At 66.9% G+C, this 2,241-nt stretch carries 2 protein-coding genes; both read left to right on the top strand.

The window, feature by feature from the left end; genetic code table 11:
* Nucleotides 1-989: FGGY-family carbohydrate kinase (locus WCB02_RS27830; protein WP_423962968.1), on the top strand; the 989-nt coding region annotated here is incomplete at its 5' end.
* A gap of 4 nt (nt 990-993) precedes the next feature.
* The gene (locus tag WCB02_RS27825; RefSeq protein WP_423962967.1) at nt 994-1,953 is read left to right on the top strand and encodes a carbohydrate kinase family protein; all 960 of its coding nucleotides are present in this window, start codon (nt 994-996) and stop codon (nt 1,951-1,953) included.
* Nucleotides 1,954-2,241 lie beyond the last annotated feature (288 nt).

Genomic DNA, 2,241 nt, shown 5'->3' with positions numbered 1-2,241 from the left:
GTACGCCGCTGGGCGCAGGTTTGGCCGCGGCCGCGGCGCGCGATTTCGGCCTGCGCGAGGGGACGTCGGTCGGCGCATCGCTGATCGACGCCCACGCCGGAGGCGTCGGCACGATCGGCGGTCGCGCAAAATCGGGTGAACCGGTCGATATCAGCCGCCGGCTGGCCTACATCATGGGAACCTCGGCCTGCATCATGGCGACGACGTCCGAACCGCACTTCGTGCCGGGCGTCTGGGGCCCGTATTACTCGGCGATGATCCCGGGATTCTGGCTCAACGAAGGCGGCCAATCCGCCGCTGGCGCGGCGATCGACCACCTGGTCCGGTCGCATCCCGCCTATCACGAGGCTGTCGCGAGCGCACGTGCCGGCGGCATGGATATTCTGGAGTATCTCGAGCGGAGGATCCTGTCGCGCACGGATGGCCCGGGGCAGGCCGCGCTGCTTGCCCGCGATCTCCACGTCTTTCCCGAGTTCATCGGCAACCGTTCGCCGTTCGCCGATCCCGATTCACGTGCGATCGTTGCGGGCCTCGATCTCGACGGCGATCTCGGTTCGATGGAACGGCTGTTCCTGGCAGGTCTGTGCGGGCTTGCCTATGGCCTGGCCGACGTCGTCGAGGCGTTGGGTTCGCACGGCATCGTCAGCGATCTCATGGTGATCGCCGGCGGCGCCGGGCGAAGCCCGCTGGTCCGCCAGATCATGGCTGATACGACGGGCCTGCGCATCGCGATTCCCGAGACCCAGGAACCGGTCCTGCTCGGCGCCGCAATGCTGGGGGCGGTCGCGGCCGGCGCTCATGGATCGATCGGCGACGCGATGGCCGCGATGTCGGCGATCGGCGGTCTGAGCAGACCGACGGCGCCCGGCATGGCTGAATTCCACCGAACGAAACGCCGCGTCCATGGATTGATGCGCGAACTGGATCGGGAAAGCCGCGATGCGATGCGCGAGATCGACGTGAGCGCGGGCGCGGACGCGAAGAGCTAGACCCATGCTGCTGGCTTGCGGAGATGCACTGATCGATTTCCTGCCCGTCAAGTCGGTGGACGGGCGCGACGCGGCCGTGCCGGTGGTCGGCGGCTCCTGCCTCAACATCGCCGTCGGCATGGCACGGCTCGGCGCGCCGGCGGGGTTTGTGGGCGGTATCTCGACCGATCTGTTCGGTCGCATGATTGCCGACCACGCCATCGCCTCGCTGGTCGATCTTCGCTATGCCGCCCGCAGCGATCACGAGACGACGCTCGCGTTCATTCGGAGCATCGCCGGCGAGCCGCACTTTGCCTTTTATGACGAGGCGACGGCCTCCCGGAACTGGCTCTATCAACGCGGCGGCATTGCCTTTGATCAGGTCGAGGCGATCCATGTCGGATCGACCACCCTCACCAACGAGCAGGGCGCCGCGCAGGCGCTTGCCCTGGTCGAGGAAGCCCAGGGATCCGTGACCATCTCGTTCGATCCGAATTGCCGACCCAATCTCGTCAAGGACAAGCGCCGCTACATCGATCGGATGGATGTGTTCGCCGCCGCGGCCGATATCGTGCGGATGTCGGATGTCGATTTCGAGTTTCTCCATGGCGGCAGCGACCATGCGGGCAGGGCGCAGTCGCTGCTCGACGCCGGCACCAGCCTGGTCGTGATGACGCGCGGCAGCAAGGGAGCCGTGGCCTGGCACCAGCGGGCGGGCTTGGTCGAGGTCCAGGCTCCGGCCGTCGACGTGGTGGATACGATCGGGGCCGGTGACAGCTTTCAGGCGGCGCTGCTGTTTGCCTTGCGCGCGATCGGGCGGATCGGCTCGCAAGCCCTGGCGCAGGCGAGCGCGCCGGAACTTGGTCGCGCGCTGTCCTTTGCGGCAGGTTGCGCAGCCTCCACCTGCGGACGAGCCGGCGCCGATCCGCCGCGGGCATCGGATGTCGGTGAAGCATTGGCGCGTCTCGTTTCGGGTATTTCATGAACCCGGCGGCAGCCCATGAGGCCTTCGCTGAGGCCACGGGCTTCGCAGATTGCGATTGATGGCCATCGCAGCCTATCATCGCGCCGGCGCCAGAGGCCGGACCTGTGACTTCTACCCCTCCCAGGCTGGTCGGCAGCGTCAGCCAAATTGAAATGGGGGCTTGCTCGATGTCCGCCATGCCCCGAAAGCGACCAAGTTCCGCATCGTAGCGAAATAGCGCGATGGTTCAGTCGCGCCGCTTTCGCCATCGGCGGCTCGCTTCCGACCTACCCCGAGCAACAGACATTG

Origin of the sequence: Bradyrhizobium sp. (genome assembly GCF_049581145.1) — a bacterium.
Taxonomy (GTDB): Bacteria; Pseudomonadota; Alphaproteobacteria; order Rhizobiales; family Xanthobacteraceae; genus Bradyrhizobium.
This window is presented reverse-complemented; position numbering and strand designations above follow the sequence as displayed.